A 21,537-nucleotide genomic window follows, 5' to 3' on the forward strand; every position below is an offset into this window, starting at 1 on the left:
GCTTCTCCACCTTCGTCAGGTCTCATCACCCATGAACGCGTTCCTGCTCCCCCTCCTGGGGGGCGTCCTGCTGGGCGCAGGCGCCTCTCTGTTACTCTTGTTCAACGGTCGCATCGCCGGCATCAGCGGAATCACCGCGGGCCTGCTGACCCCCGCCAAGGCGGACACCGCGTGGCGCGCCGCATTCGTCGGCGGCCTCGCCGTGGGTGGCGTCGTGCTGGCGCTCGTCCGGCCGGAGTCCTTCGGCCCTCCCGTCATCTCCGGCATGGGCGCCACGCTCGCCGCGGGACTGCTCGTGGGCTTCGGCACCCGGCTGGGCAGCGGCTGCACCAGCGGCCACGGGGTCTGCGGCCTCGCGCGAGGCGCCAGGCGCTCGCTGGTCGCCACGCTCACGTTCATGGCCGCGGGCGCGCTCACCGTCTTCGTCACCCGCCATGTGCTGGGAGGTGTCTCGTGAAGGCGGCGGTGATGGCGGGACTGGCGGGACTGCTCTTCGCGCTGGGGCTGGGCATGGGCGGCATGACGGACCCCGCGAAGGTGGTGGGTTTCCTCGATATCGCCGGGGCGTGGGACCCCAGCCTCGCCTTCGTCATGGCGGGCGCGCTGGGCACCTATGGACTCCTGCGCCAGCTCATCGTGCGGCGCGCGAAGCCCGTGCTCGCGAAGGACTTCCCAGCGCCGCCCTCGGCGATGGTGGACGGGCGGCTCGTCGGGGGCGCGGTGCTGTTTGGCATTGGCTGGGGCCTGTCCGGTTACTGCCCGGGGCCCGCGCTGGTGTCCGCGCCGGTGGGAGGCGCCACTGTGTTGCTTTTTGTCGGGGCGATGCTGGTGGGGATGGGTGTTTTTCGCGCCTGGGAAGTCCTCCGCGCCCCCCGAACCTCCAGCCAACCTGGTTGAGCGGGGCACTTCTGGACTACCCGCGGGGCCCGGTGCGGGCTGGAATCGGGCGCTGCGGGGCAACTCTTCTCAGACTTCCGGGCATGTGAATTGATTGGGACATCACATCCGGGCGTTGAGTGCGTTTGCAAAGCTTTGGACGTGTCACCACGGCGAGCAGTGCTGGCTAGGATGTTTTCTCGATGCCGCGCGCCGCGAATAGGTTGCTGGATGTGGACGAAGAGAGGCTCGTCCACCAGTTCCCCGGGCTGGACCGTAAGGCGATGGGTGCGTTCTTCACACCCTCGCCCCTGGTCGAACGGACGCTATCGCTCGCGATGGCGCACCTGGGAGCAGGACCGCTCACCGTGGTTGACCCGGCCTGTGGGGCCGGGGCCTTCCTGTCAGCGGCCTCGAAACTCTGGCCCGGCGCACGCCTGTGCGGCCTGGAGCTGGACCCCGCCGTGGCCCGGCTCTGCCAGGCCCGCGTCCCTGAAGCGGACGTCCGCGAGGGAGACACTTTGAGAGGTGGGCTGGAGCCCATGCTCGCCACCACGCCGCCAGAGCACCGCGAGCTGTGGGTGGGCAACCCTCCCTACAACGGAACATCGCCCGTGCTGAAGGATGCCAGCGCCTACGCGAAGCTGCGTGCGCTGCTCCCGCTGGCGCTGCCGCCCGGCACCAGCCTGCGCGACGACTTCGCCTTCTTCCTCCTGGTGGCCGCGCACCGGCTCTCCACGAGGCCCGGCGTGCTGGCCTTCATCACCCCGGCGAGCTTGCTGGACGCGTTCCTCTACGCGCCGCTGCGCCAGTCCCTCTTGCGCATGCTGACGCTGCGCGAGGTGGTGGACCTGGGGCCCGGCGCCTTCCAGGGCACGCAGGTGCGCACGTGCATCACCGTGTGGTCCTCCCTGCCCGGCCACGTGGACCCGCCGCGCTTCGAGCGGCGAGGCGACTGGCAGCACTTCACGCCCGAGGCCCCCGAGTGGCGCCTGGCCCCCACCACCCCCGAGGCCAGCGCGCTGGATGCCCGCTGGAGCGCGGAGGGAGAGCCGCTCACCACGCTGGTGCCAGTGAGCCTGCCGGGGGTGAAGACGCGCTTCGACGAGCTGCTGGTGGACGCGGACCCGGAGCGGCTGCTCGCGCGGATTCGAGCCTTCGCCGCCGCGACGATGGAGGAGCTGCCGGAGTTCGCGCGCTCGCATGGGCTGCCGGAGGAGCTGCTCCTGAAGCTGCGCGCGCTCAAGGTGGGCCCGCCGCTGGAGGTGGACGCGAAGCACCTGCGGCCCTTCTACCGGTACGGCGGGGCGCGGCACCGAGGCACGCTGCCTCCGGAGACTCGCGCGTTCTGCTACCTGGACCGGCGCTTGATTCCTCGAGGCGACCACCGCCTGCGGGGGCCGTATGACCCTCACGTGGGCGCGGTGAAGCTGCTCTTCAACGTGCGCGAGCTGCCCTTGTCCGCCGCGCTGCTGGAGGAAGAGGGCTGCGTGCATGACCATCGGCACGCGCGCTTCGCGCCGCTGTACGTGCCCAAGCGCCTGCGGGACGAAGGGCTGCGTGTCACGCGCTCCTCGACGACGACGGAGGAACTGGGGCCGCTGGTGCCCAACCTCTCGCCCAGAGGACTCGAGTGGGCGGAGACGCTGGGCGGGCCGCTGCCCGCGTTCCAGGCCATCGTGAGGTTCCTCAACAGCCAGGAGGTGCAGCGCACGTGGGCTCCGGCCTTCGGAGCGTCGCGCGTGGTCCCCGTACCGCTGTTGGTGCCGCCGCCTGGCCAGGAGTGAGGTCCGCGCGGGAGGAGCGCTCCTCCCGCACGGATTCCCTGCAGGGCTGGCGCACACCCGCTAGTGTCCCCCTCGTCGAGCCGTATCCCCCCTCTAGAGGAAGGACCCTTCGTCATGACGATTCGCGCGCTGCTCACCGCCGCCGTCCTCACCGCCGCCTCTCCCGTGCTGGCCCAGGACGCGGCCGCTCCCGCCGCCACGCCTCCCGCCGCGCCGCCCAAGGTGGCGCCCGCCAAGGGCGAGTCCGCCCGGGCCCTGGTGAAGGACGCCCAGGGCAAGGACGTGGGCGAGGTCATCTTCGAGCAGACCAAGCACGGGGTGCTCATCAAGGGCCAGCTGGAGAACCTGCCCGCGGGCCAGCACGCCTTCCACATCCACGAGACGGGCAAGTGCGAGGCGCCGGACTTCAAGACGGCGGGCGGCCACTTCAACCCGACGAAGAAGGCCCACGGCATCCTGTCGCCCAAGGGCAAGCACGTGGGTGACCTGCCGAACCTCTACGTCGACAAGGACGGCAAGGTGACGTTCGACACGTTCTCGCAGAACGGCCTCACCGTGAAGTCCCTGTTCGACAAGGACGGCTCCGCGGTCGTCATCCACGTCAAGGAGGATGACTATCACTCCGACCCCACCGGCGACGCCGGCGGCCGCATCGCCTGCGGCGTGGTGGAGAAGTAGTCCACCGTTGCCCCACGTGGCCCCTTCTCCAGAGGGGCCACGCGTGAGCGCCCGCCTCAGTGCACGGGGCGGGCGACAGCGGCGGCCGGGGTCTGCTTCACCGGCGTGAAGAGCAGGTCCTGGAAGTCGAAGCTGAAGTCGGTCAGCGGGGAGATGGGCTGCATCCGCATCTCCGCCAGCGTGCCATCGGGCTTCAGCGAGAAGGTCACGAAGGCATCCGCGTTGAGCGAGCGGTCCGTCCAGCGCGCGACGAACGTGTCGTATTGCCAGTGGGACAGCTCACCCACGAGGCCCGGCGTCCGGGTGAAGCGCAGCAGCCACTTGTCGCCCTCCTTCGTCACCGTCACGTCGCCGTACCACGCGTCGCGGTACGTGCCGGCGTAGGAGTCCAGCGGCAGCGACGGCTTGCTCTGCGCGTTGCGCATGCCGCCCTGGAGCGCCACCTTCTCCTCCGCCTTCGCGCGCTTGGAGTCGTCATCCGCCTTGAACGCGGCGACCCAGTCCGTCTTCGGCGCGCCGACGAACGCATCCAGCACCGTCCACAGGGGCACCTCGAAGCCGCTGCGCTCCTCCTGATTCGTCAGCACGGCGATGCCCAGCCCCAGCTCCGGCACCAGCATCACCCGCGAGAAGTAGCCCGGCAGCGCGCCGCTGTGGCCCACCAGCTTGTAGCCCCGGTAGTCGCGCACGCCCCAGCCCAGCGCGTACGCGGAGAAGTTCGCGCGCAAGGACTCCAGCGACTTGGAGGGCTCGGAGATGCCCATCACCGTCTGCGCCGCCCACATCTCCTTCGACTGCGCCTCGCTGAACAGGCGCTTCTTGCCGTCCGTGCCCGGAATCGCGCCGCGGCCCAACTGCGTCATCATCCACTTCGCCAGGTCATTCACGGTGGAGTTGATGGCCGCCGCGGGCGCGTTGTTGTCGATGCTCGTGGGGGAGAGGGCCTTGAGCACCCCGTCCGCCTTCGCGTGCGGCGTGGCGACGTTGGCCCCCACGCGCAGCCCCTTCACGTGCGTGCTGCTGTCGCGCATGCCCAGCGGCAGGAAGATGCGCTCGCGCACGAAGTCGCGCCAGTGACGGCCGCTCGCCTTCTCGATGACCTTGCCCGCGACGAGGTAGAGGATGTTGTCGTAGGCGTAGCGGCTGCGGAAGCTGATGGACGGACGGATGTGGCGCAGCTTGGAGACAATCTCGTCCTCGGTGAACGTGGTCGGCGGGAAGTACAGCAAGTCACCGGCGCCCAGGCCCAGGCCGCTGCGGTGGACGAGCAAGTCCCTCACCGTCAGCTCCCGCGTGACGTACGGGTCGAACATCTGGAACGACGGCAGGTGGTCCACCACGCGGTCGTCCCACTGGAGCTTCCCCTCGTCGACGAGGATGGCCAGCGCCGCCGCCGTGAAGGCCTTGCTGTTGGAGGCGATGTTGAACAGCGTGTCCGCCGTCACCGGCGTCGCGGCCCCCTGCTTGCGCACGCCATAGCCCTTGGCCAGCAGTACCTTGCCGTCCTTCACCACGGCCAGGGCCACGCCGGGGACCTCGAAGGTCTTCATGGCCCGCTCGACGGTGGCGTCCAGGTCCGGTGGCAGGGACTGCGCGAGCGGGGAAGACAGCGGCAGGACGATGAGCAGCAGCGCGAGGGCAAGACGCACGAAGACTCCGAAAGGAAGTGCCAGGTCGACGCCCCTGTCTAGCCCACTTCGGCAACCCGCCCCAGCGCCTCCCGCCCAGGGGCGTACCTCGCCCCACCCCGCGTCCGCTCAGACGTAACCGAACCGGCGCCGCGCGAACCACTCCGCGCCCAACAGGCCGATGAGGGCCACCAGGTAGTACCAGCGGTCCCACAGCGGCTGGTCCTTCGCGCGGCCCACCTCGACGACGGGCGGGTCCAGCAGCGGCACGTCCGGCAGTCCGTCCTGCGGCAGCTTGTACGACTTGCCGCCCGTCACCTGGGCGATCGCCTCCATCAGCTCCGGCCGCACCGAGGCGTCCGACAGCTCCGGCCCCACGGCGCGCACCGCCACCGCGTCCTCGCCCTGCCCCAGCTCCGTCTCGCCCTTCTTCGCCGTCGCGAGCAGCTTGTACGGCCCCGGCTCCGGCGGCGCGAACTCCAGGCGCACCACGCCGTCCTGTCCCGTCGCGCCCGTCTGCACCGCCACGGCCTTCTGCGAGGCCACGGAGAACAGCTCCACGCGGACCTGCGCGTCCTGCGCGGGCTGGTAGTCCGCGCTGCGCGCCTGCACCACCACCGCCACCGGACGTCCCGGCTCCACCGCCGGAGGGTCCGCCGTCACCTTCAGCGTCGTCAGGTCCGGGTCCCGCACCAGCCACCGCAGCGCATTGCCCCAGAAGCGGTCATACGCGCGGTTGGGCGAGCCATCCCGGTGCGCCGCGAACGCCCAGTACCAGGACGCATCCGTCGCCATCACCAGCGAGCGGCCCCGGCCGTAGTCCCACACGGCCACGAGCGGCGCGTTCTTCCCGTCCGTGGTGAGATGCGGATGCTCCAGCAACACCGTGGCACCTGGGCGCGCGCGCGTCAGGTTGGCGCCCGGGATGGGCGGCAGTTGCGTCCACGCGGCCTCGGTGGCGGACGCGCCCATGCCGATGGCCGTCACCGGGTGGCGCAGTCCCTCCGGCGTGAGGCGCGCGGTGAAGGGCTCCGGGTTGGCGGGGCCCGCGGCGACCACGGGCAGCGCTTCCATGAGCGTGGGCATGTTGGCGCGGCCCTCGCCCAGCACGCTGTCACCGCCCAGCATCACGAAGGCGCCGCCGTTGTGGATGTAGCGCTCCAGGTTGCGCTCGTACTCGGCGATGGAGAGCGACGGGTCCGTGTAGCCGAAGTTCTGGAAGATGACGACGTCGAAGGTGTCCAGCTTCGTGTCGAAGATCTCCTCCATGGGGAACGGGATGAGCGACAGCTCGCGGTCGTTGTTCGTGCCCGGGTCGTCCGACAGCGTGCGCAGGATGTAGAACGAGATGAGGTCCACGTTGGCGTCCTGCTTCAAGAGGCCGCGCAGGTAGCGCTCGTCCCACGAGGGGCGGCCCACCACCAGCAGCACGCGCACGCGGTCCCGGATGACCTTCAGCGTGAAGGAGCGGCTGTTGTTCTCCGCCACCGCCTCGTCCGGGAAGGTGGGCACCGACACCGTGTAGACGAAGCGTCCCGTCTGGTCCGGCGTGAAGGTGAAGGACACGGGCTTCACGTCGTCGGAGGTCTCCAGGCGCACCGTCTTGCTCGCCACCGTCTTGCCCTCCTGGCGCAGCACGACGGGAATCTCCTGGCCTCGGAAGCCCCGGCCATGAATCTCCGCCTCCACCGTGAGCGAGTTGCGCACGAAGGCGAAGTCATCCACCTTCAGCGCCTCGATGGAGAGGTCCTTGAGCGCCTCCTGTCCCACGGTGAAGGTGGAGACGGGCACGCCCAGGTCCACCAGCGCCGCGCGAGCACGGCCCACCGCGCCCGACTTCAGCTCCGCGTTGTCGGTGCCATCACTCAGCAGCAGCACACCGGACAGCTTGCGCGCGCCCTGCCCCGCGCCCGCCACCGAGCGCAGCGCGGACAAGAGGTCCGTGGTGCCGCCCCGCGGAGGCTCCTTCACCAGCGACGCGGCCGTCACCGGCGTCAGCTCCGGGTCGAAGCCGTGCAGCTCCACCGTGAAGCGGTCCTGCAGGGCCTCGAGCCCCGGCGCCGCCTTCTCCAGGAAGCGCGCCACCTGCGCGGTGCGCGTGGGCCCGCCCGGCTCCGAGGGGAAGTCCATGGACGCGGAGCGGTCCACCAGCACCGCCACGCGGTTCTTCATCCGCGCCACCTGGAGGTGGCGGATGCCCGGCTCCAGGAGGAAGAACAGCGCGGCCACGCCCGCGCCCACGCGCAGCGCCCACAAGAGGACGCGGCGTCCTCGCGACGGCTCCTTGCGCACGCCCCACGCGGCCAGCGCCACTCCCAAGAGCAACCCGAGCGCGAGGAACACCACCGCCCAGGTGGGCAAGGGAGAGAGGCTGACGAGCTTCCAGGCGTTGAAGGTGGGGGAATTCATCCAGGCTCCCGGCGTCGGCCGGTGGCTTCAGCGCCGCTTGTTGAGGATGAGCGGCAGGTGGACGGCGTCGTCCTTGTAGTCCAAGCAGAGGGCGTACATGCACACGTTGATGCCCAGGCGCACCGCCAGCTCGCGCTGCGGCTCCCCGCCAGGGCTCACGTCGAACTCGAAGTCGCCCGTCTCATTGCGGCTCCACGCCCCGGCCACGTCGTTCTGCGAGTACAGCACCGCGGAGCGCTTGCCCAGGTTCGCCGCCAGCATCTGCGGCTTGTTGAGCAGCCGTCCCGGCGCCGCGTCCAGGAGGAAGAAGGACTTGAACACCACGTGTCCGGAGCCCACCTCCGTCAGCGGGCTCTGCGGCAGCACCCGCGCCATCTCCCGGCGGAAGCTGGCGTCGAAGCCATCCCCGTCGCTGCCGTCGTTGGCGTCCGCCAGCATGAAGCCGCCGTACGTCAGGTAGCGGCGCAGGTTGGCCACCTCCGCCTCGCTCAGCGGGGGGAAGGCGCCGTCACCGCCGAAGTAGAGGAAGGGGTACTCGAAGAGGTCCGGGCTGCTCAGCGCGAAGGGGCGCGCGTCCGGCACCACCTCCACGGACGTGCGCCGCTGCAGCTCCCACGCGATGCGCCGCAGCCCCGACAGCCGCCCGTCCCAACGTCCTCCGTGCTTCGCGACGGCGGGGATGAAGCGGCTCTTCTCACCGAAGGCCCACGCGCGCCGGGACAGCAGTGGGGCGAGCGCGGCGGTGCCGAGCAGGAGATTTCGACGGGTCAGACGCCGCGCGGACATAGAGCGCTTCTATATACCGTCGACGGGTGCTCGCATTCCCCGGTATAGAGCGGAGCCATGGCAAAAGGCGGACAGACGCCGGAGCCGCCTGGCTCTCCCGAGGTCCGGGCCGCCTGGGCGCGCAAGGAGGCTGGAGACGTCGCCGGGGCACGGCGCGACGCCGAGCGTCTGCTGGCGGGCACTCCCTCCCCCGAGGACCGGGCCCTGGCCGAGGAGCTCCTGCGGCGCTCCTCCACCCCTCGGGCGCTCTACGGCTTCGCCCTCCTCGCCGCCGCTGTGTTCACCGGGCTGCTGTTATTGGCCTGGACCCGCTACGCTTAAGCTACATCGTCGGCGCCCTGGAGGCCCCACCGGGGCCAGCCCTGGCGCGCCGCAATGCAAGGAGTTGGAGCCATGGAAGGCCTCCTCCAGGCCCTCAAGGCCTATCAGGAGCTCAACCCGTCGGGATGGGTCGGCATCTACCGGCTCCTGCCCATGTGGGCGGGCATCGTCTGCTGCGTCATCGGCGTGGCGCTCCTGCTCGTCGGCGGTGGGCCTCGCATGTTCCGCTCGCTGGCGGGCCCCCTGGGCGCGCTGCTCGGGCTGGTGTGGACGAGCGCCGTCGCCGCGAAGCTGGGCCTGACGGAGCTGGACCCGCGGATGCCCTCCTTCGTCGCCGCGGCGCTCATGGTGCTGGGCTTCCTGTTCCCGCCCGCCATCACCTTCATCGGCCTGGGCGTGCCGCTGGGCCTCGTCGCCGGGCAGATCGCCGGCCCCCAGGACTTCCTCCTGGGCTTCGCGCCGGGCTTCATCATCGGCGGGCTGGTGGGCGCGCTGCTCCACCGCATCGTCAGCGCCGTGGTGGCCTCCGCGGTGGGCGGCTGGGTGCTGGTGATTGGCGCGCTGGCGGCGCTCCATCAGTTCGGCGGACTGGTCGCCACCCTGGCCAGCAAGCCCTGGGGCGTCATCGTCGCCGCGGGCCTGTTCGCCGTCGCGGGCGCCGTGTACCAGATTGCCATGCGCCCCTCGCCCGAAGAGGCCGAGAAGCAGCGCGGCGAAAAGGACCGCCTCAAGCAGCGCCAGGCGGAACAGCGGGCGCTCGAGAAACGTTGGGGGGTCAAGTAGACAACCTCCGGGGACAGCCCGCCGTGCTTTACGTCTCCCGGCGTGGCGCGTACATTCCGCCGGCTTTCCCCCCGGAAAACCCCCGAAGGATTGATGGGCCAGCCCAGGCGCAAGGAGAAGGAGAAGCAGGACTCCCCCTCGGAGGCCACCCCCAGGCAGGAACCCACCGCGGGCAGCGCGTGGGTCAAGCCCGAGGGGTTGTCGCGCCGGGGCTGGGCCGTGCTTGTCGGGTTGATCCTCTTCATCCAGTTTCCGCTCATCCACCATGTCTTGTTTCGGGCGGAAGCGGAGGCCACGACGACAGTCCCCTACACCCAGGACTTCAGCGACTCCAGCGTGGTGAAGCGGGACTTCTTCACCGTGGGAGGCTACTGGCGGGTGTTGGGTGGCGAGCTGCTGGCGCCCGGGGTGAAGAACAACCCGCTGTGGCTCCAGGCGCCGCTGCCGGACGACGTGGCCATCGAGTTCGACGTGCGCTCGGAGCTCCCCGAGGGCGACATCCGGGTGGAGGTCTTCGGCAACGGCGTGGACCCGAGCTCCGGCTACGTCCTGGTGCAGGGCGGCTGGAACAACTCCTCGTCGGCCATCGCGCGGCTGGACATGAACGCGCCCCTGATGGAGGCGCTCAAGCGCCGCGCGGCGCGCAAGGCGGAGTCCCAGGGCGACACCGCCCAGGCTGTCGACGTGGCCAGCGTGTTCAAGGACGACACCCGCGTGCGCGTGGAGGCCAAGGGCACCCCGGTGCAGGCGGGCCGCACGTACCACTGGCGCATCGAGCGGCGCGCCACGCTCCTGCGTTGGTACATCGACGGTGAGCTGTTCCTGGAGCTGGACGACCCGCGCCCGTTGAAGGGCCAGGGGCATGACCGCCTGGGGCTCTCCGGCTTCGAGTCGCAGATCTTCTACGACAACCTCCGCGTGGACACGCCGGACCGGATGCCCGCGAAGCTGGCGCCCGCGGCGGCCGTGATTCCGGCGGGGCCCTACGCGGACGACTTCAACCGCGACACGCTGGGCGACGCGTGGAACGTGACGAACGCCGCGGCGACGAGGCTGGTGGATGGCGCGCTGGTGGTGGAGCAGCTCCACAACCGCCCCGTGTGGCTCAAGCGCCCCCTCCCTCGCGACGCGGTGATTGAGTTCGACGCGTGGACGGACGACCCCCAGGGCGACATCAAGGTGGAGGCGTGGGGTGACGGCCGCTCCTTCTACGCGGGGGACCTGCGCCTGCAGTACACGGCGACGGGCTATGTCTTCATCTTCGGCGGATGGAAGAACACGCAGTCCGTCATCGCCCGCCGCAGCGAGCACACGCCGGACCGCGTCGCACGCGATGGCGCCTCCGTGGTGCCGGGCAAGCGTCACCACTTCAAGCTGACCCGGCGCGGCGCCACCCTCGCCTGGGAGCTGGACGGCCAGCCCTTCCTCACCCTGCAGGACCCCTCTCCCTTGGAGGGGGCTCGCAATCAGTACTTCGGCTTTTCGGGCTGGCAGACCCGGGTCCACTTCGACAATTTGAAGATCGAGCCGCTCGCCCCCTAGCGGCCAAGGAAAGTCATACCGTGCGCAGAGTTGGTATCTTCGGCTGGGGCGTCGTCGCCCCCCGGTCCAGGAACATTGAGGCGTTCGAGAGGAACCTCGCGTCCTCCGAAAGCTGGCTGTCTCCCTTCAACGGCTTCGGGCCCGACAACTTCCTGGTCGGCACGCCGGACTTCAACCTGGCGGAGTACAAGCCGTGGATTGACGCGCGCTTCCCCGCCAACCGCTTCTCGCAGCTGGAGCGGAAGATGGGGCAGCCGACGCAGTTCGCCATCGGCGCGTTCATCCAGTCGCTGGCGCAGAACCCGGGCATCGAGCAGGAGCTGCAAGCCCTGGGGCCCCGCGCCCACGTCTACGTGGGAACGGGCCTGGGAGACCTGCCCACCATCCAGGCCATCTCCCTGGACCTGTACCGCGCGCAGCGGCGGTGGAACCGCTTCTGGGCCGCGCCCGAGCGCAACGCCGTGCTGCGCCAGTGGCTGGAGACGCGCGAGGCGGTGGCCGGCCTGCCGCCGGAGCCCGCCACGGTCGACGAGGGCATCCGCGACGAGGCCGAGGACGCCTGGTGGGCGTACTGGACGGGCCGCTCCACGGAGCTGCGCGAGTACCTGACGGAGCTGCGGGACATCGAGGCCATCGGCGTGCCTGACGGCGCCGACGTCGAGTCCGCCAAGCTGGCCGTCATCAAGGAGAAGCGCACCCGCAACGCCCGGCTGCAGAAGAAGTGGAGCTCGCCGGAGCCGCCGTGGAACGCGGTGTCCTCCAACGTGCTGTGGAACATCCACAACACGCCCGCCTCGCAGATTTCGATGCTGGGCCGCATCACCGGCATGACGTTCGCGCCTGTCGCCGCGTGCTCGTCGTTCGGCTACGGGCTCAAGCTGGCGATGAACGCCATCCAGCTGGGCGAGGCCAAGGCCGTGGTGATGGGCATGACGGACGCGGCGCCCAACCCGCTGGTGGTGGGCGGCTTCTACAACGCCCGCGTCATCTCCGCGGACGCCGCCATCTCCAAGCCCCTCACCGCGCTGCGCGGCACGCACATCGCGGGAGGCTCCGTGGTGTGGGTGATGGGCGACTACGACTACTTCGTGTCCAAGGGCTTCAAGCCGCTGGGCATGGAGCCGGTGTCCGTGGGTGTCACCGCGGACGCCGACCACATCATCACCCCGTCGAAGGAAGGCCCCACGCTGGCCATCCGCGAGGCGCTGGCCGCCGCGGGCTGTACCCCCGCCGACGTGGGGAGCTGGGACTTGCACGCCACGGCCACGCCGGGTGACTACCTGGAGGTGCAGAACCTGCGCGACGTGATGCCGGAGTCGGTGCTCATCACCGCGCGCAAGGGCACCTTCGGCCACGGCATGTCCGCGGGCGGCGGCTGGGAGCTGACGGCGCAGTACCTGGGCTACGAGCGCGGCGGCGTGTTCCCCACCCCGCTGAAGCGCACGGAGCTCAACCAGCAGATCTCCCGTGTGCACGAGCGCTTCGTCTTCGACGAGGCCGTGGCCACGCCGGCCGGCTGCGCGGGCAAGCTGTCCATGGGCGTGGGCGGCATCAACGCGTGTGTCATCTCCCGCCCCTGGAAGAAGTGAACTAGCTCAGGGGTGGGCGCCCCGCGCGTCCGCCGCCAGCCTCGAGGCGGCCTCCGGGTCGAGGCGCTGGAGCAAGAGCAGCTCCAGCTCCAGGTCCCGGGCGTAGCTCTGCTCCGTGGGCAGCACGCCGCTGGTGGTGGCGCTCACGCGGGCCTGGGCCTGCTCCTCCTGAGCGCGCGTGGAGTTCCCCGTGGCGAGCTCCTGCGTCACGTAGCCGGTGCCCACCTGCTGCACCAGCCGGTTGCCTCGCATCACCCGGAGGATGGTGCCCCCTTGCGTCAGGGTGAGGCCCTCCACCAGGTAGCGTGAGGCCGACGCGGGTCCCAGCGTGCCCCCTCCGGAGTCGAGCCACTCCGTCTCCAGCACGTAGCGGCCCGGCATCTCCTTCCAGGAGTAGCCCCGCGCCTTGAGCTCCTCCTTCACCCCGGGCCAGATGTCCGGCAGCGTCTTGCGGTAGACGTGCTCCCCGGCCTTGTCGCGCAGGTAGTTCTGCCGCAGTGAGCTGGCGCAGCTTGCGAGCAGCACCAGCGCGACCCCCGAAAGACACACGCCCCAGACACGGCGACTGTGGCCCATGGACAACCCCCGGCAAGCAGTGGCGAGGGGAGCAGCATAGTCGCGCCCCTCGCCCGTGCTGAAGGTGCCCCTGGGCTCAGGCCTTCGGCGTCGCCACCAGGTCGAAGTCCGGGATGTGTTCGCGCATGAACTCGCGCATGCGCTGGATGAGCGCGGCCTCGATTTGACGCGCGCGCTCGCGGCTGACGCCGTACTTGTCGCCGATGTCCTGGAGCGTCAGGGGCTCGTCCGCGGTGAGGCGGTGCTCGAAGATGTAGCGCTCCTTGCCCTCCAGCGACCGGGAGAACTCCGCCAGCTTCTCCCGGAAGAGGGCCTTGAGCTGCTCGGCCCCCAGCCGCTCATCGGCGGGGACGGCGCCCGACGGCAGGTAGCGGTCCGCGCGGGTGGCCCGGGAGCCTTCGTCGTCCCCGCCCAGCGGCGCGTCGATGGAGACCTCGTCGTGGCCCAGCCGCTGGTCCATCTCCACCACGTCCTGCTCGGTGACGTTGAGGCGCTCCGCGAGCAGCTTGGGGCTGGGCTCGAAGCCCTGGGCGATGAGCTTCTCCTGCTCCTGGCGCAGCTTGAAGAAGAGCTTCCGCTGGGCCTCCGTCGTCCCCAGCTTCACCATCTTCCAGTTGTCCATGATGTAGCGAAGGATGTACGCCCGAATCCACCAGGCCGCGTAGCTGCTCAGCTTCACGCCGCGCTCGGGGTCGTACTTCTTCACCGCCTGCATCAACCCGATGTTGCCCTCCTGGACCAGGTCCAGCAGGGACAGCGGGTTGCGGTGGTACTCGTGGGCCAGCTTCACCACCAGCCGCAGGTTGGAGGCCACCAGCCGGTACGCGGTCCGCACATCCTGGGTGTCGCGGTACTGACGCGACAGCGCCAGCTCCTCCTCGCGCGACAGCAGGGGGTGGCGCTGCACCTCCGCCATGTAGGCCTGGAGGGGGTCCCGGTTGCTCAGCCCGGACTCACCCGCCCGGGCCAGGGCCTTCGTGGGCGCCGGCCGGGGGGCGTCCTCCTCCGGCTCCACTTCCACCAGCTCCGCCTCGTCCGGCTCCAGGGCGTCCGGGTCCACCTGCGACTCCGCACCCGCGTCCTCTGACTGGGCGTCAACCTCTTCCGCACGGGGAGGCGCGCTCCCCGCCGCCCGCTTCGACTTGGGCCGGGAAGACGTTCCTTTGGTTCTTTTCCCTCCACTCGCCATCGGCTCTCCATACCCCAAAGTGCCGCGATTGTTGCCAGAGGGTAATGCAGGAGCTATGCCCCTGCTTGATGAGCGACATCCAAGAGCCCACCGCGCCGGGCAGCCCGGCCACCGACGAAGCGCCGACGCGTCCCGCCGAATACATCGCGGACATCGGCTTCGACGACATGAATCTGTCCGAGCCCCTGCGCCGTGCGTTGGCGGAGCGCGGCTACACCCACCCGACTCCTGTCCAGGCGCGCGCGTTCCGGCCGGCCATGGAGGGCAAGGACCTCATTGTTCGCAGCAAGACGGGCACCGGCAAGACGGCCGCGTTCGGCCTGCCCCTGCTGGAGAAGATTTCTCCTGACGACAAGCGCGTGCGCGCGCTCATCCTCTGCCCCACGCGGGAGCTGGCGCTCCAGGTGGCGGAGGAGCTGACCACGCTCGCGAAGTACAAGGGCGTGAAGGTGGCGGCCATCTACGGCGGCGCCTCCATGAAGCAGCAGGAGGACGCGCTCGAGGAAGGCACGCCCATCATCGTCGGCACGCCGGGCCGGGTGTTCGACCACATCCACCGGGGCAACCTGAAGCTGGATGGGTGCGACCACGCGGTGCTGGACGAAGCCGACGAGATGCTCAACCAGGGCTTCTACGAGGAAGTCACCCGCATCCTCGACCGCCTTCCCAAGACGCGCCAGGTGCTGCTGTTCAGCGCCACCGTCCCCACGGACATCCAGAACCTCATCGCGCGCTACACGACGAACGCGGAGACGCTGCTGCTCTCCGGCGACGTGTTCACGGTGGAGCACATCCACCACGTGCGCTACGACGTGTCGGACGCCTTCCCCAAGCCGCGCAACCTCATCTACGTGCTGGAGAAGGAAGAGCCCCAGAACGCCATCATCTTCTGCAACACGCGGGATGACACGGCGCTGGTGACGGCGGTGCTCAACCGCAACGGCTTCGACGCGGAGCTGCTCAACGGAGACCTGCCGCAGAAGGAGCGCGAGCGGGTGATGGCCAAGGTGAAGCGCGGCGAGGTCGCCTTCATGGTGGCCACGGATATCGCGGCGCGCGGCATCGACATCTCCGGGCTGGAGTACGTCATCAACTACTCGTTGCCGGAGGACCCGGCGGTGTACCTGCACCGCGTGGGCCGCACGGGCCGCATCGGCAACAAGGGCACGGCCATCAACCTCTTCTCCGGGCGCGAGCTGGCGACGTACACCGCGCTGGAGAAGAAGTACGGCATCAAGTTCGACAAGCAGGAGATGCCGGCGCCCGAAGAGGCCATGCGCCTGTGGACCGAGCGCCACGTGCGCGAGATCCAGGAGGCCGCCGGCAGCTCCGTGTTCGAGGGCTTCCTGCCCCTGGCCGCGCAGCTCAAGACGCGTCCCAACGCGGATGACCTGGTCGCCTTCCTGCTGAAGTACTTCTTCAGCCACCTGCGCATGGAGAAGGCGAAGGCCGCCCAGGAGGCCGAGGGCCGCGAGCCGACGCCGGAGCGCAAGCCCGAGGGCCGTCGCCGGGAGCGTGAGCGCGGGGATGACCGCCGGGAGCGCGGCGAGCGCCGGGAGCGCGGCGAGAAGCCGATGGCGCGTCCGGAGCACCCGGACCGCGAGCGCCGCCCGCGCCGCGATGAGCCCCGCCGGGAGCGGGACACGAGCCGCGGCCCCGCCGCGCTGGAGGCGGGTCCGGGAGAGGCGAAGCTGTGGGTGAACCTGGGGACCGCGGATGGCCTGGGGCCGGGCAGCATCGCCACGGCGCTGGAGGATGCGGGCGCGCCCCTGGGGAAGATGGTGCGCGCGGAGCTGCGCCCCACGTTCGCGTACGTGTTCGTCGCGGAGGAGGACGCCGCCGCGTTCGAGACGCTCAACGGAAAGCAGCACGGGTCCAAGACGCTTCGCGTGGAGAAGAGCAAGCCGCGCAGCGAGCGTGAGCCGGGCACGCGCCCGCCTCCGTCCCCGGACGCCGGGCCGGGCGAGGTGAAGCTGTGGACGAACCTGGGCTCCGACGACGGCATGGACGAGGCGAAGCTGCCCGCCGCGCTGGAAGCCGCGGGTGCTCCCGCGGGCAAGGTGCTCAAGGCGCTGCTGCGGCCCACGTACGGCTACGCCTACGTGTCCGAGGCCGACGCGCCCGGGTTCGAGGCGCTCAACGGGAAGACTGTGGGCGAGAAGGTGCTGAAGCTGGAGCGGCACCGTCCGCGCGGCCAGCGCGAGGAGCGTCGTCCGCGTCACGAGGCCCTGCCGGACGAGCCGGGCCAGGTGCGCCTGTGGGTCGGCCTGGGCAAGCAGGACGGGCTGGACGAGGCGGGGGTCGCCAGCGCGCTCGAGGCCGCGGGGGCTCCGGCCGGCAAGGTGGTGCGGATGGATTTGCGCCCCACGTACGCGTACGTGTTCGTCGCGGACGAGGACGCCACCGCCTTCGAGGCCACCCACGGAAAGCAGCACGGTGAGCGCACGCTGAAGGTCGAGCGCGCGCGCAAGAAGTAGCCGTCCCCCGTGAGCAGTCCCCGGGAGGTCATGGCTCGGCGAGTCCTCGCCGGGCAGCCTCCCGGGCGTGCACGACGTCGCCTCGAGCGCGGTCCCCAGGGCCGCGGCTCGGCGAGTCGTCGCGGGATGACCTCCCGCGAACACTCCGACACACCGGGCGCTCAGCCCTCTCGCGGCGCCGCGACCTTCCTGCGTCGGGCCTGGTGGTAGTGCGCGGTGCAGAGGCCCCGGGCCAGGACGGCGCGCTGGCATTCGGGCTCGACACACCGGGCGGGCTCGGGCCTTGCGGGCGGCGCGGGCGTGGAACCTGAAGCGAACATCATCTCCGCCACCTTCAGCAGCCGGTCCACGTCCGGACGGGACAGCTTCTTCGCTCGCGCGAAGCCCTCCAGGCGGTGGGGCTCCGAATCGTCCACGTCGTCCACCCGGAGCAGCTCCCAGAGGGGCAGCTCCAGCGCGCCGGCCACCTGGAGGAGCGTCTCGTAGCTGGGGCTGCGCTCACCACGCTCCAGGAGGGACGCGAAGGAGACCGAGATGCCACACCGCGAGGCGAAGTCCTCCTGGGTGAGACCTCGGCGCTCCCTCAGGGTCCGAATCCTGCGGGCCAGGCCCAGCAGGTGTCCGTTCACCGTCGAAGCATCCGGAGGGCCAGGAGACATGGCAGTTTCCTATGGTAGCGCACCCCATCTGTTAAGGTCTCGCGCGCGGTGCGGGCTCACCCGGGTCCACCGCAACCAGGAGCCTTGCGAAACATGAGCGCCGTCGAGGGTACCAACTACTACTTCCGCAAGGCCGCGCGGATCATGGACGTGGGCACCCCCATCGAGACGCTGCTCGCCACGCCCCTGCGCGAGGTGAAGGTCCAGGTCTCCATCGAGATGGACTCGGGCGAGATTCGCACGTTCCTCGGCTACCGCATCCAGCACGACAACAGCCGCGGCCCGATGAAGGGCGGCCTGCGCTACCACCCGAAGCTGGACCAGGACGAGTCCGCGTCGCTCGCGTCGCTGATGACGTGGAAGACCGCCGTCGTGAACCTGCCCTACGGCGGCGCCAAGGGCGGCATCGCGTGCGACCCGTCCCAGCTCAGCCTCAAGGAGCTGGAGCGGCTGACGCGCAAGTTCGTCGACCAGATTCAGGACGTCATCGGCCCCACGCGCGACATCCCCGCCCCCGACGTCAACACCAACCCCCAGGTGATGGCGTGGATCATGGACCAGTACTCGCGCTACCACGGCCACTCGCCGGCGGTGGTGACGGGCAAGCCGCTGGAGCTCTACGGCTCCAAGGGCCGTGAGGCCGCCACCGGGCGCGGCCTCCAGTACGTGTGCCGCGAAATCCTCCGCGACCTGGGCCTGCCGGTGAAGGGCACGCGCTTCGCCATCCAGGGCTTCGGCAACGTGGGCAGCCACACCGCGCAGCTCCTGTGGGAGGACGGCGGCGTCGTCGTGGCCGTGGCGGACGTGCTGGGCGGCGTGCGCAATCCGCAGGGCCTGGACATCCCGTCCCTCTTCGAGCACGTGAAGCGCACCGGCACCGTGACGGGCTTCGGGGGCGGCACCGCCTGCACCAACGAGGAGGTGCTCGCGGCCGACTGCGAGGTGCTCATCCCCGCGGCGCTCGGCCACGCGCTCACCCGCGACAATGCGAACACGGTGCGCGCGCGCCTCATCATCGAAGGCGCCAACGGAGCCACGCAGCCGGAGGCGGACGAAATCTTCGAGAAGCGCGGCATCTTCGTGGTGCCGGACGTGCTCGCCAGCGCCGGCGGCGTCACGGTCAGCTACTTCGAATGGGTGCAGAACCTCCAGCACCTGTCGTGGGAAGAGGACCGCGTCAACGCGGAGCTGGAGAAGACGATGAAGGAGGCCTACGAGCGCGTGGCGCAGATTGCCCGCTCGCGGAAGGTCTCCATGCGGACGGCGGCCTACATCCTGGCCATCGGCCGGGTGGGCAAGGCCACCGTGCTGCGCGGCATCTGACGCACGCGGACGCACGTCCGGCCTCTCTCCGGGCGAGCCTGCCGCATCGCGGCAAGTGGAGGGGACTCACCGTCTCGTGCCGGCTGTCCCTTCCGCCCGGCCCGCGCTTCCGATAGACGCGGCGCCCATGGTCACCCTCCAGGACATCCACGCCGCCAGGGAGCGGCTGCGCGACGCCATCCGGCCCACGCCCTGCCCCGCGTCGGACTACTTCACGGAGCGGACGGAGTGCGCCGCGGTGTACTTCAAGCTGGAGAACCTCCAGCGCACGGGCGCGTTCAAGGAGCGAGGCGCGCTCAACAAGCTGCTGACGCTGACGCCGGAGGAGAAGAAGCGCGGAGTCATCGCCGCGTCCGCCGGCAACCACGCGCAGGGCGTCGCGTACCACGCGCGTCGGCTGGGGGTGAAGGCCACCATCGTGATGCCGGAGCGCACGCCGCTCATCAAGGTGTCGCGCACGCGGGATGACTACGGCGCGCGCGTGGTGCTCAAGGGCGCCAACTACGACGAGGCCTACGCCGAAGCGCTGCGCCTCCAGCAGGACGAAGGGCTCGTCTTCGTCCACCCGTTCGACGACGCGGATGTCATCGCGGGCCAGGGCACCATCGGCCTGGAGTTGCTGGAGCAGTGGCCGGACGTGGAGGTGGTGCTCGTCCCCATCGGCGGTGGCGGGCTCATCTCCGGCATGGCGTGCGCGCTGAAGGAGTCGAAGCCGGGCATCCGGGTGATTGGCGTGCAGTCGTCCACCATCGACAGCATGAAGGCCTCCGTGGCGGCGGGGATGCGGGTGGAGCTGCCCGCCGCGGGCACCACCATCGCGGATGGCATCGCCGTGAAGAAGGTGGGCGCCCTCACCTTCGAGATGGTCCGCAAGTACGTGGACGCGGTGGTGTCGGTGGACGAGGAGGAGATTGCCGCGGCCATCCTCACGCTGCTGGAGCAGGAGAAGAGCGTGGTGGAGGGCGCGGGCGCGGTGGGCGTGGCGGCGGTGCTCAACGGGCACGTGCCGCTCGCGAAGGGCAAGCGCACCGCCATCGTCCTGAGCGGCGGCAACATCGACATGAACGTCATCAGCCGCATCATCGAGCGCGGTCTGGTGAAGGCCGGACGCCTGGTGCAGTTGGAGGTGCGGCTGCCGGACCGGCCCGGCATGCTCGCGCGGCTGACGACGCGCATCGCCGAGCTGAAGGCCAACGTGGTGGACCTGCACCACGAGCGCGCCTTCTCCAAGGCGGGCCTGGGCGAGGCGATGGTGGAGGTCACCTTGGAGACCACGGGCCCCGCGCACATCCGCGAGTTGGAGACGGCGCTCGAGGAGCTCGGTTGGCAGGTGACTCGCAAGTAGCCAGGGGCCTTGCATGGCGGCGGCGGGGCTCGGCCATACTGAGGGCCATGCATTCCCTGCTCGCCGCACTGCTGCTCGCCGCCGCCCCCGCCACTCCGGCCCAGAAGGCCAAGGATCTCTCCGGACAGAAGGCCTGGGAGGAGCTGTACCTGGCGTTCGGGTCCGGCGACGAGAAGGCGGTCCCCGAGGAGCAGCGGGCCACGGTGTCCGGCGCGCTGGCGAAGGGCTGTCAGGCGATGCTGAAGGACGACGCCGTCATGGCGTACTCCATGGGCGAGCGCGCCATCGTCTACGAGGAATCCGCGCCCGCGCTGCGCTGCCTGGCGAGCGCCGCGCGCAAGACGGAGCAGCGCGCCGCGGCCGAGGCCGCCCTGCTCAAGGGCGTCACCCGCTACCCCAAGGACGGCGGCTTCCCACTGGAGCTGGGCAAGCTGCTGCTGGAGGAGCAGGACTCGGTGGGCGCGCAGGCCGCGCTGGAGAAGGTGCCCCCGCGCTCGCGCGAAGCGGCCGAGGCGAAGCGGCTGCTCAAGCAGGCCCGGCAGCAGACGCTGCAGGAGGACGCCGCACGTTCAGAGGCCACGCGCATCTCCCGCCGACTGGGCGGAGGCTCCCCGCAGGCGGCGAACCGGGGCGGCGGGGATGAGACCTCCGTCGTGTCGCTCGGGACGCGGCCAGGGATGAGCGTCCGCGCTCCCGACGTCGGCTTCGAGTCCCGCGTGGACTCCTCCGGCATGCGTGTGCGGGCCAACAACCGGTTCGTCATCAGCTACTTCGACAACCAGCGCGACTTCAGCCAGCGCGCCGACTACGAGGGCAAGGTCGTCGACATCCTCAACGACGCCTACCACTTCACCCGCCAGGTGCTCGGGGAGACGCGGGAGTCTCCCGTCGCCGTCGTGCTCTACACGGCCCGTGAGTTCGGAGCGACGTTCGGCCAGCGGGCGGCCCGGTTCATCGCCGGCAAGTACACGGAGAACGCCATCCGCATCAACGACGCGGCGGAGCTGACGCGGGAGACCCGGGCGACGCTCGTCCACGAGTACATCCACGCCGCCGTCGCCGACTTCTGCGGGGGCAACGACCAGGACATGGACAAGCTGCCCGTCTGGTTCAACGAGGGGCTGGCCATGTTCGTGGAGTGGAAGTACCTGGATGTGCCGGGCCCCAACCTGCGGCTGGCGAACGAGATGCGCGCCGTGCTGGCCGCGTCCGGGAAGCTCCCCAAGCTGCGGGACATGACCTGGGTCGCCCCGGTGAACACCGCCTCCCCCCACATGGCCTACGCGGCGTCCGGACTCGCGGTCAAAGAAATGATGCGCCGAGAGGGGGCCCACCGCCTGATGACCCTTCTGCGCGCGGTGTGCCAGCACGGGTCCGGCTTTGACGAGGCGCTCAAGACCCACTACGGAATGACCCTGGAAGAGCTCGATACCGAGGTCGAACGTTCCATCGAGAAGAGGTAGCTGCCGGGCAAGCGCGGTCCATTTGGTTTACCCCTCCCCGGGAGTCCCCTACACTCGCAGCCCCCTCCATTTGCGCTGCGACGGTAAACGGGCAGTCCGCCGTCCG

Annotated in this window: 18 protein-coding genes; 12 read left to right on the plus strand and 6 right to left on the minus strand. The window is 70.2% G+C overall.

Annotated features, from left to right (window positions below):
- The first annotated feature begins 31 nt into the window (after window positions 1-31).
- From MYSTI_RS32150 to MYSTI_RS32165, 4 genes are all read left to right on the plus strand, one after another.
- A complete protein-coding gene (locus MYSTI_RS32150; RefSeq protein WP_015351999.1) occupies window positions 32-457 on the plus strand; it encodes a YeeE/YedE family protein in 426 nt (141 codons plus the stop codon).
- A complete protein-coding gene (locus MYSTI_RS32155; protein ID WP_044281876.1) occupies window positions 454-897 on the plus strand; it encodes a DUF6691 family protein in 444 nt (147 codons plus the stop codon). The genes MYSTI_RS32150 and MYSTI_RS32155 overlap by 4 nt, the downstream gene beginning before the upstream one ends.
- 182 nt (window positions 898-1,079) lie before the next feature.
- A complete protein-coding gene (locus tag MYSTI_RS32160) occupies window positions 1,080-2,663 on the plus strand; it encodes an HsdM family class I SAM-dependent methyltransferase (protein WP_015352001.1) in 1,584 nt (527 codons plus the stop codon).
- Window positions 2,664-2,777: 114 nt separating this feature from the next.
- Window positions 2,778-3,341 carry a superoxide dismutase family protein gene (locus MYSTI_RS32165; protein WP_015352002.1) on the plus strand — a complete coding sequence of 188 codons (564 nt, stop codon included), beginning with the start codon at window positions 2,778-2,780 and terminating at the stop codon, window positions 3,339-3,341.
- Between the two features lie 56 nt (window positions 3,342-3,397).
- On the opposite strand, the gene MYSTI_RS32170 is transcribed toward MYSTI_RS32165, so the two are convergent.
- The 3 genes from MYSTI_RS32170 to MYSTI_RS32180 all read right to left on the minus strand — a co-directional run bounded on the left by MYSTI_RS32170 (window position 3,398) and on the right by MYSTI_RS32180 (window position 8,164).
- A complete protein-coding gene (locus MYSTI_RS32170) occupies window positions 3,398-4,990 on the minus strand; it encodes a serine hydrolase (RefSeq protein WP_015352003.1) in 1,593 nt (530 codons plus the stop codon).
- 108 nt (window positions 4,991-5,098) lie between these two features.
- The gene (locus tag MYSTI_RS32175; protein WP_015352004.1) at window positions 5,099-7,378 is read right to left on the minus strand and encodes a glutamine amidotransferase; all 2,280 of its coding nucleotides are present in this window, start codon (window positions 7,376-7,378) and stop codon (window positions 5,099-5,101) included.
- A 27-nt stretch (window positions 7,379-7,405) separates the two neighbouring features.
- A complete protein-coding gene (locus tag MYSTI_RS32180; RefSeq protein WP_015352005.1) occupies window positions 7,406-8,164 on the minus strand; it encodes a DUF4159 domain-containing protein in 759 nt (252 codons plus the stop codon).
- Between the two features lie 57 nt (window positions 8,165-8,221).
- Here MYSTI_RS32180 and MYSTI_RS32185 point away from each other — a divergent pair, with 57 nt between their 5' ends.
- From MYSTI_RS32185 to MYSTI_RS32200, 4 genes are all read left to right on the plus strand, one after another.
- The gene (locus MYSTI_RS32185) at window positions 8,222-8,485 is read left to right on the plus strand and encodes a hypothetical protein (RefSeq protein ID WP_015352006.1); all 264 of its coding nucleotides are present in this window, start codon (window positions 8,222-8,224) and stop codon (window positions 8,483-8,485) included.
- Between the two features lie 72 nt (window positions 8,486-8,557).
- On the plus strand, window positions 8,558-9,268 hold the full coding sequence (locus MYSTI_RS32190; RefSeq protein ID WP_015352007.1) for a hypothetical protein: 711 nt from the start codon (window positions 8,558-8,560) through the stop codon (window positions 9,266-9,268).
- Window positions 9,269-9,361: 93 nt separating this feature from the next.
- The gene (locus MYSTI_RS32195) at window positions 9,362-10,810 is read left to right on the plus strand and encodes a DUF6250 domain-containing protein (protein WP_015352008.1); all 1,449 of its coding nucleotides are present in this window, start codon (window positions 9,362-9,364) and stop codon (window positions 10,808-10,810) included.
- 20 nt (window positions 10,811-10,830) lie between these two features.
- Window positions 10,831-12,399 carry a beta-ketoacyl synthase N-terminal-like domain-containing protein gene (locus tag MYSTI_RS32200; protein ID WP_015352009.1) on the plus strand — a complete coding sequence of 523 codons (1,569 nt, stop codon included), beginning with the start codon at window positions 10,831-10,833 and terminating at the stop codon, window positions 12,397-12,399.
- Between the two features lie 6 nt (window positions 12,400-12,405).
- Here MYSTI_RS32200 and MYSTI_RS32205 read toward each other — a convergent pair whose 3' ends face one another.
- Entirely contained in the window at window positions 12,406-12,975 is a 570-nt protein-coding gene (locus tag MYSTI_RS32205; protein WP_015352010.1) for a hypothetical protein, read from the minus strand.
- 76 nt (window positions 12,976-13,051) lie between these two features.
- Window positions 13,052-14,164 carry a sigma-70 family RNA polymerase sigma factor gene (locus MYSTI_RS32210; protein WP_015352011.1) on the minus strand — a complete coding sequence of 371 codons (1,113 nt, stop codon included), beginning with the start codon at window positions 14,162-14,164 and terminating at the stop codon, window positions 13,052-13,054.
- Window positions 14,165-14,232: 68 nt separating this feature from the next.
- Between MYSTI_RS32210 and MYSTI_RS32215 the strand changes: the two genes are divergently transcribed.
- Entirely contained in the window at window positions 14,233-16,641 is a 2,409-nt protein-coding gene (locus MYSTI_RS32215; protein ID WP_015352012.1) for a DEAD/DEAH box helicase, read from the plus strand.
- A 161-nt stretch (window positions 16,642-16,802) separates the two neighbouring features.
- Here MYSTI_RS32215 and MYSTI_RS32220 read toward each other — a convergent pair whose 3' ends face one another.
- Window positions 16,803-17,300, minus strand: a complete 498-nt coding sequence (locus MYSTI_RS32220; protein ID WP_015352013.1) for a helix-turn-helix domain-containing protein — start codon at window positions 17,298-17,300, stop codon at window positions 16,803-16,805.
- A gap of 93 nt (window positions 17,301-17,393) precedes the next feature.
- Between MYSTI_RS32220 and MYSTI_RS32225 the strand changes: the two genes are divergently transcribed.
- The 3 genes from MYSTI_RS32225 to MYSTI_RS32235 all read left to right on the plus strand — a co-directional run bounded on the left by MYSTI_RS32225 (window position 17,394) and on the right by MYSTI_RS32235 (window position 21,431).
- On the plus strand, window positions 17,394-18,623 hold the full coding sequence (locus MYSTI_RS32225) for a Glu/Leu/Phe/Val family dehydrogenase (protein ID WP_015352014.1): 1,230 nt from the start codon (window positions 17,394-17,396) through the stop codon (window positions 18,621-18,623).
- Window positions 18,624-18,750: 127 nt separating this feature from the next.
- Window positions 18,751-19,968 (plus strand): threonine ammonia-lyase, encoded by a 1,218-nt coding sequence (locus MYSTI_RS32230; RefSeq protein WP_015352015.1) that lies wholly within the window; start codon window positions 18,751-18,753, stop codon window positions 19,966-19,968.
- Between the two features lie 47 nt (window positions 19,969-20,015).
- Window positions 20,016-21,431 carry a peptidase MA family metallohydrolase gene (locus MYSTI_RS32235; RefSeq protein WP_015352016.1) on the plus strand — a complete coding sequence of 472 codons (1,416 nt, stop codon included), beginning with the start codon at window positions 20,016-20,018 and terminating at the stop codon, window positions 21,429-21,431.
- The last annotated feature ends 106 nt before the right edge of the window (window positions 21,432-21,537 follow it).

This window comes from Myxococcus stipitatus DSM 14675, from assembly GCF_000331735.1.
Classification (GTDB): domain Bacteria; phylum Myxococcota; class Myxococcia; order Myxococcales; family Myxococcaceae; genus Myxococcus; species Myxococcus stipitatus.

Excerpts from the sequence above, each read along its gene's own strand:
- MYSTI_RS32150 (WP_015351999.1), top strand. The coding sequence starts at position 32 with ATGAACGCGTTCCTGCTCCCCCTCCTGGGGGGCGTCCTGCTGGGCGCA.
- MYSTI_RS32160 (WP_015352001.1), top strand. The coding sequence starts at position 1,080 with ATGCCGCGCGCCGCGAATAGGTTGCTGGATGTGGACGAAGAGAGGCTC.
- MYSTI_RS32165 (WP_015352002.1), top strand. The coding sequence starts at position 2,778 with ATGACGATTCGCGCGCTGCTCACCGCCGCCGTCCTCACCGCCGCCTCT.
- MYSTI_RS32180 (WP_015352005.1), bottom strand. The coding sequence starts at position 8,164 with ATGTCCGCGCGGCGTCTGACCCGTCGAAATCTCCTGCTCGGCACCGCC.
- MYSTI_RS32175 (WP_015352004.1), bottom strand. The coding sequence starts at position 7,378 with ATGAATTCCCCCACCTTCAACGCCTGGAAGCTCGTCAGCCTCTCTCCC.
- MYSTI_RS32195 (WP_015352008.1), top strand. The coding sequence starts at position 9,362 with ATGGGCCAGCCCAGGCGCAAGGAGAAGGAGAAGCAGGACTCCCCCTCG.
- MYSTI_RS32210 (WP_015352011.1), bottom strand. The coding sequence starts at position 14,164 with ATGGCGAGTGGAGGGAAAAGAACCAAAGGAACGTCTTCCCGGCCCAAG.
- MYSTI_RS32220 (WP_015352013.1), bottom strand. The coding sequence starts at position 17,300 with ATGTCTCCTGGCCCTCCGGATGCTTCGACGGTGAACGGACACCTGCTG.
- MYSTI_RS32205 (WP_015352010.1), bottom strand. The coding sequence starts at position 12,975 with ATGGGCCACAGTCGCCGTGTCTGGGGCGTGTGTCTTTCGGGGGTCGCG.
- MYSTI_RS32190 (WP_015352007.1), top strand. The coding sequence starts at position 8,558 with ATGGAAGGCCTCCTCCAGGCCCTCAAGGCCTATCAGGAGCTCAACCCG.
- MYSTI_RS32235 (WP_015352016.1), top strand. The coding sequence starts at position 20,016 with ATGCATTCCCTGCTCGCCGCACTGCTGCTCGCCGCCGCCCCCGCCACT.
- MYSTI_RS32225 (WP_015352014.1), top strand. The coding sequence starts at position 17,394 with ATGAGCGCCGTCGAGGGTACCAACTACTACTTCCGCAAGGCCGCGCGG.
- MYSTI_RS32230 (WP_015352015.1), top strand. The coding sequence starts at position 18,751 with ATGGTCACCCTCCAGGACATCCACGCCGCCAGGGAGCGGCTGCGCGAC.
- MYSTI_RS32215 (WP_015352012.1), top strand. The coding sequence starts at position 14,233 with ATGAGCGACATCCAAGAGCCCACCGCGCCGGGCAGCCCGGCCACCGAC.
- MYSTI_RS32185 (WP_015352006.1), top strand. The coding sequence starts at position 8,222 with ATGGCAAAAGGCGGACAGACGCCGGAGCCGCCTGGCTCTCCCGAGGTC.